At 71.2% G+C, this 6,538-nt stretch carries 3 protein-coding genes and 1 pseudogene; 2 read left to right on the top strand and 2 right to left on the bottom strand.

All coding sequences use genetic code 11. The features are described 5' to 3' along the window. Positions 1–140, top strand: a pseudogene (locus tag ACYVDG_RS01110) (succinate--CoA ligase subunit alpha); the annotation flags it as partial. Between the two features lie 87 nt (positions 141–227). Here ACYVDG_RS01110 and ACYVDG_RS01105 read toward each other — a convergent pair. Beyond that, positions 228–764, bottom strand: coding sequence for a DUF1707 SHOCT-like domain-containing protein (locus ACYVDG_RS01105; protein WP_460745828.1), 537 nt, complete (start codon positions 762–764; stop codon positions 228–230). Positions 765–902: 138 nt separating this feature from the next. Here ACYVDG_RS01105 and ACYVDG_RS01100 point away from each other — a divergent pair, with 138 nt between their 5' ends. Further along, complete coding sequence (locus ACYVDG_RS01100) at positions 903–2,582, top strand: cell division protein PerM (RefSeq protein WP_460745825.1); 1,680 nt, start codon at positions 903–905, stop codon at positions 2,580–2,582. Between the two features lie 65 nt (positions 2,583–2,647). Here ACYVDG_RS01100 and mfd read toward each other — a convergent pair whose 3' ends face one another. After that, positions 2,648–6,256 (bottom strand): transcription-repair coupling factor, encoded by a 3,609-nt coding sequence (mfd, locus tag ACYVDG_RS01095; RefSeq protein WP_460745823.1) that lies wholly within the window; start codon positions 6,254–6,256, stop codon positions 2,648–2,650. Between the last annotated feature and the right edge of the window lie 282 nt (positions 6,257–6,538).

Raw genomic sequence — 6,538 nt, 5'->3', positions numbered from 1 at the left:
AGACGATGGGCCATGCGGGTGCCATCGTGTCGGGTTCTTCGGGTACGGCTGCGGCCAAGAAGGAGGCTCTGGAGGCTGTGGGTGTCAAGGTCGGCAAGACCCCGACCGAGACCGCCCAGCTGGCCCGTGAGCTCTTCTAAGAGGTTCGCCCCGTAGGGCTTTCGAACGGCTCCGCCCCGCCGCCGGATTTCCGGTAGGCGGGGCGGAGCCGTTTCGCTGAGCGGGTGTCAGCCTTCGCTGATCCGGCCGGGCCCGCCTCCACCCTGCAGGCGGCGGTGGCGGTTGTAGGCCAGTTGCCCGGCGAGCGGCCCGACCACCATCAGACAGAAGAACCCCAGGAAGATCGCGATGGGGACGAGGCTGCCGTTGACGAGAACGGGCACGCCCCACACCAGGAGCAGGAAGCCTCCCCAACCGAAGAGCCCGCCGATGTTCGCCCCGTGGCCGCGCGGCTGCGGGGCTCGGTCGTCCGCTGCTTCCGCGGGCTCGGGAGGGCCTGCGGAGTGTGCCACGGGGGCAGGTTCAGGAGCGGCTGACCCCTTCTCCGCCCCTCCGGTGAGGGAGCCGGGACGTAGTGCCCGGGGGAGGTCGTCGAAGAGCGGGACCAGGTCGCCGTTGGTGACCGCCTGTAGGGCACGGTCAGTGCGTTCCTCGTGCTCGTCGATGCCGAGACGGCCTTCTTGGAACGCCGTGCGCAGGTGAACCAGCGCTTCGTCGCGTTCCTCATCGGACAGGCGATAGCGATCGGGTTCGAGTTCTGCCATCTGGCATCCTTCGTAGGGGGCGGCCTCTCAGCTTACGACGTATCGCGTTTGCAGAAGGTTCCCCGCCGGGGCGATGCGGACACGACACGCGCGGCCGGGATACCACGGAGCATTCCGGTCCCTGGCAGCATAAGTCGGGTGAGTACGCCAGGATCTCCCCCCGACCGAGGCCGACAACCGAAGCGGTCCAAGACCGGAGCCGACGGCGGATCCGGGAGCGAGCCCGCGGCCGAGACCGGGCCCGCCCGGCCGGTCTACTCCACCGGCGGGATCGCCGCCGCCTCCGCCGCGGGTATCGGGCTGGCGGTGATCATCACCCTCACCATGGTCGGGTGGGTGGCCGCGCCCCACGACACCTTCGGTGAGGACATCGCCGACCTGTTGCGCGGCGCCGTCCTGGCCTGGTTGGTGGGCCACCACGTCTCCTTCGCGATGCCCGAAGGCGATATCAGCCTGCTGCCCCTGGGGCTGGTGCTGCTGCCGGGGCTGCTGCTGTACCGTTTCGGCCGGTGGTTGGCCCGCAGCTGCGAGATCGAGCGGCTCAGGCACGTGTACCGGGCCGCACTGGCCATCGCCGGCCCCTACGCGGCGATCGCGGGCACGCTGGCCCTGCTCGCGCACACCGAGGCTTTCGAGCCGAGCATGCCTCGCGCCCTCCTCATGGGCTTCCTGACCGCGTTCCTCGCCGGGGGGCTGGGCGTACTGCGCCAGCTCATGAGGGACAAGGGCGTGGCCGTGGGCGACCTCCTCGACCTGATGCCCGCTCGGTCGCGGTCGCTGCTGGTGGGGATGCTCGCGTCGACGGGGACGCTGCTGGCGGGCGGGCTGCTGCTGTTCCTGACGGCGCTGGCGGTGAACCTTCCCGAAGCGATCGACACCACGCGGGCGCTCGGGCCCGGCGTGGTGGGCGGTGTGCTCCTGGTACTCGTCCAGTTGGCCTACCTGCCCAACGCGGTGGTCTTCGCGGTCTGCTACGCGCTCGGCCCGGGTTTCGCGGTGGGTGAGGCCACGGTGGTCGCACCCACCGGGGTGTCGGTGGGTGCGGTGCCCGCGCTGCCGATGCTGGCGGCGCTGCCCGCCAACGGAGCCGCTCCGGCGCTGTCACTGGCGGCGCTGGCGGTACCGTTCGTGGCCGGGGCGGTCGGCGGGGTGCTGACCCAGCGCAGCGCGCCGGACGTGGTCAGCGAAGCGGCACCCCTGTGGGGGTTCGTGTGCGGTGTGACGACGGGGATGCTGTGCGCCGCGCTGGCCGCGTTGGCGGGCGGGGCGCTCGGTGCCCAACGGCTCACCGAGGTGGGCCCCTCGGCCTGGCAGGTCGGCCTGGTGGCCGCCCTGGAGGTGGGTGTGGCCGCGGCGGTGGCGGCGTGGATCGCGAACTGGTGGTACTCGCGCAAGCTGAGCCGCACTGTGGTCACTCAGCGGGAGGAGGCCAAGGCGGAGAAGAGTTCGGAACCCTCGCCGCCGGTCGTGGAGCTGCCTCCGGACGTCCCGGTGGGCAAGGGACTGGCCACGGTGACGGCGCTGCACCGCCGTGGGGAGGAGGCCGACGACGAGGTGGAGGAGGAGCCCACCATCGTCGAACGGCGGGCCGAGCTCAAGCGGGTGCGAGAGGCCCGCAAGCGGGACCGTGCGGTCGAGCGCCAGGCCCGGAAGGAGGCCCGTGCGGAGCTGCGGGCCCAACGGCGTTCGGAGAAGCGCGCCGGGGGAGGCGGCTGGTGGCGCCGGGGCGGCCGCACGGACGAGGAGTCCGAGGACGACATGTTCGGCATCACCTACGAGGCCGCCCCCGAGGACATCGACACCACGAACCGGAACTGAGCCGCTCGGGACCGGGCGGCCGGGAGCCGGGCCGCCCGGGAAGCCCGCCCGGGCGGCCCGGCCCCTCAGCTGTCGTTCCGGCCTTCGCGGCGGGTGCCGTGCGGCTCGAAGATGGCGTTCACCAGGTCGGTGCACCACTTGAGCAGTTCCAGGTCGCGCAGCGGCTTGGCGCCCATCCCTCCGGCCTTGGGGACCGGTACGAGGAGGGTCTTCGCGGCTTCCTTCCGCACCGACTTGGGGTACATCCGCCGCAGCCGCAGCTCCTGGGACTCGCGCAGCTCCACGGGGGAGAAGCGGATCTGGTTGCCCTGCAAGACCACGTCTGCCAGCCCCGCCGACTTGGCCAGTACCCGGAACCGGGCCACCGCCATGAGGTTGTCCACCGGCTGGGGCGGGGTGCCGTACCGGTCGGTGAGCTCCTCGTAGGCGGCGAGGATGTCCTCTTCGCTGGTGACACTCGCGATCCGCTTGTACGACTGCAACCGCAGCCGTTCGCCCGGCACGTAGTCGTGCGGGATGTGCGCGTTGATCGGCAGCTCGACCTTGGTCTCGGCCTCGGGGGCGGCCTCCGGGTCGCCCTTGAGCTCGGCCACGGCCTCACCGACCATGCGCACGTACAGGTCGAAGCCCACCCCGGCGATGGTCCCGGACTGCTCGGCGCCCAGGATGTTGCCCGCGCCCCGGATCTCCAGGTCCTTCATCGCCACGTACATGCCCGCACCGGTCTCGGTGTGCTGTGCCACCGTCGCGAGGCGCTCGTAGGCGGTCTCGCTCAAGGGCTTCTCCGGCGGGTACAGGAAGTACGCGTAGGCGCGCTCACGGCCGCGGCCCACCCGGCCGCGCAGCTGGTGCAGCTGCGACAGGCCGTAGGTGTCGGCGCGGTCGATGATCAGGGTGTTGGCGTTGGGCACGTCCAGGCCGGACTCGACGATGGTCGTGGAGACCAGCACGTCGAAGTTCTTCTCCCAGAAGTCGACCATGACCTTCTCGAGCTGCTGCTCGTTCATCTGGCCGTGCGCGTACGCCACCCGGGCCTCGGGCACCAGGCGCTTGATGGAGGCGGCCACCTTGTCGATCGACGCCACCCGGTTGTGCACGAAGAACACCTGTCCCTCGCGCATCAGCTCGCGCCGGATCGCAGCGGTGATCTGCTTGTCCTCGTAGGGGCCGACGAAGGTGAGTACCGGGTGGCGCTCCTCCGGCGGGGTGAGGATCGTGGTCATCTCACGGATGCCCGTCAGACCCATCTCCAAGGTGCGGGGGATGGGTGTCGCCGACATCGCGAGCACGTCCACCTGGGTGCGCAGCCGCTTCAGGGCCTCCTTGTGCTCCACGCCGAAGCGCTGTTCCTCGTCGACGATGACCAGGCCCAGGTCCTTGAACCGGGTCTCCTGGGACAGCAGCCGGTGCGTGCCGATGACCACGTCGACCTCGCCCGAGCGCAACCCCTCGCGGGTGACCTCCACCTCGCCGTCGGTCTGGAACCGCGACATCGGCTTCACCGAGATGGGGAAGGACGCGTACCGCTCGCTGAACGTGGACAGGTGCTGCTGGACCAGCAGGGTGGTGGGCACCAGCAGGGCGACCTGCTTGCCTTCCTGTACGGCCTTGAACGCGGCCCGTACCGCCACCTCGGTCTTGCCGTAACCCACGTCGCCGCAGATCAGCCGGTCCATCGGGACCGACTTGCCCATGTCCGCCTTGACCTCGTCGATCGCGGCCATCTGGTCGGGCGTCTCCACGTAGGGGAAGGCGTCCTCCAGCTCGTGCTGCCACGGGGTGTCCGGGCCGAAGGCGTGCCCCGGCGAGGCCTGCCGCGCCGAGTACAGCCGGATCAGGTCACCGGCGATCTCGCGGACGACCTTGCGGGCACGGCTCTTGGCCTTGTTCCAGTCGGCGCCGCCCATCTTGGACAGGGTCGGTGCCTCGCCGCCCACGTACCGGGTGACCTCGCTGAGCTGCTCGGTCGGCACGAACAGCCGGTCGCCGGGCTGCCCGCGCTTGGACGGCGCGTACTCGATGAGCAGGTATTCGCGGGTGGCGCCCTGGATCTGGCGGCTGACCATCTCCAGGTAGCGGCCGACCCCGTGCTGTTCGTGCACGACGTGGTCGCCCGGCTTGAGCTGGAGCGGGTCGACGGTGCCCTTGCGGCGGCTCGGCATCCGGCGCATGTCGCGGGTGGAGGACTTCTGCCCCGCCAGATCGGTCTCGGTGAGCACCACCGTGTGCACCGAGCGCAGCAGGAAGCCGTGGTCGACCATGCCGGTGGTGACGGTCGCGATCGCGTCCTTGGGCGGTTCGAGCAGGTCGGCGGCGAGCGTCGCACCGAGACCGGCGTCGCGCAGCATCGCCACGAGGCGCTCGGCGGGCCCGTGCCCCTGGGTGACCAGCACGACGCTCCAGTTGTCGTGCAACCAGCTCTTCACGTCGGCCAAGGCGCGCTCGGTGTCGCCGCGGTAGGTGTCCGCGGGTACCGCGCCCACCACGACCGCGTTGTCCTCCTCGCCGGCGTCGTTCGTCTCTCCGGAGCTGAACGGGGTCAGTCCCCACCAGGGCAGACCCAGGTCGGCGGCGATGCTGCGCAGCTCGGAGATGGACATGTAAGCGGACTCGCCCAGGTCGATGGGGGCCTCGCCGCCGGAGGCCGCGTTGATCCACGACGCGTCCAGGAACTCGGCGCTGGTGGCCTCCAGCTCCAGGGCGCGGGCGCGGATCCGTTCGGGGTCGCAGCCCACCACCATGGCGTTGTCGGGCAGGTAGGTGAAAAGCGGCTCCATGCGCTCGGCGAGCACCGGGGCGAACGCTTCCATGCCCTCGACCGACACCCCGTCGGCGATCTTGGTGAGGACCTCGGCCAGGGAGGGGTGCTCGTCGGCCAGGGCGCGGGCGCGCCCGCGGACGGTCTCGGTGAGCAGCAGCTCCCGACAGGGCGGCGCGAACAGGCCGGAGGCGGCGCTGGTCCGCGGGTCGTCGCCGCTCTCGAGGGGCGTGATAGAGCGCTGGTCGGCAACCTGGAAGTACCGGATGTCCTCGACGGTGTCGCCCCAGAACTCCAACCGGAGGGGGTGCTCCTCGGTCGGCGGGAAGACGTCCAGGATGCCTCCGCGCACGGCCATGTCGCCGCGCTTCTCCACCAGGTCCACGCGGGCGTAACCGGTGTTGGTGAGGTTGCTGACCACCTCCTCCAGCGCGACGTCGTCGCCGGGCCGGATCCGGACGGGCTCGAGGTCGCCGAGTCCGCCGACCAGCGGCTGGAGCACGCTTCGTACCGGGGCCACGACCACGCGCAGCGGGGCGGTCAGCGGGTCCGCGGGGTCCGGGTGCGCGAGTCGGCGGAGGACGGCGAGGCGCTGGCCGACGGTGTCGGAACGGGGGGACAGCCGCTCGTGCGGAAGGGTCTCCCACGCCGGGAAGTGCGCCACCGACTCCGAGGGCAGCAGTGAGCTGAGCGCGTCGGCCAGGTCGACGGCCTCCCGCTCGGTGGCGGTGACGGCGAGAACCGGCCGCTCCGCGCCCACGGGTGCGTCGGCCGCCAGCGCTCCCACCATGAAGGGGCGCAGCGCCGCGGGGGCGACGAGGTCGAGATGGGGATCGCGGCCGCCCCGGGCGGTCTCGATCGCGCTGTGCAGCGCCGGGTCCTTGGAGACGTCGGCGAGAAGTCCAATGAGGCTCATAGCACCAAGAATGGAAGTGGTCCGGTTCAGGCGTCGCGCCTGGCGGTTCGTGTGGTGGTGAAGGCGGTTGCTGCCGCGATCTCCCCCGTGACCAGCCTGAACGTCGAAACTCGGACGTGTACGGCGAGCACGGTTGCCACCGCCCCGCGGGTCACCGGGGACGGTCCGTACGTGAGCGTTGACGGTGGTGGGCGGCCGTACTGGATGGGCATGGGCCGCCCGGCTCCCCTCAGCTTAACCAGTCCGCCGGTCGCGCGCGGCCCGGGTTCGGGGGTCGAGTCG

It is taken from the genome of Nocardiopsis oceani, assembly GCF_054777395.1.
This window is presented reverse-complemented; position numbering and strand designations above follow the sequence as displayed.

Coding starts and splice junctions, on each gene's coding strand:
- ACYVDG_RS01105 (WP_460745828.1), bottom strand. CDS start 764: ATGGCAGAACTCGAACCCGATCGCTATCGCCTGTCCGATGAGGAACGC.
- mfd (WP_460745823.1), bottom strand. CDS start 6,256: ATGAGCCTCATTGGACTTCTCGCCGACGTCTCCAAGGACCCGGCGCTG.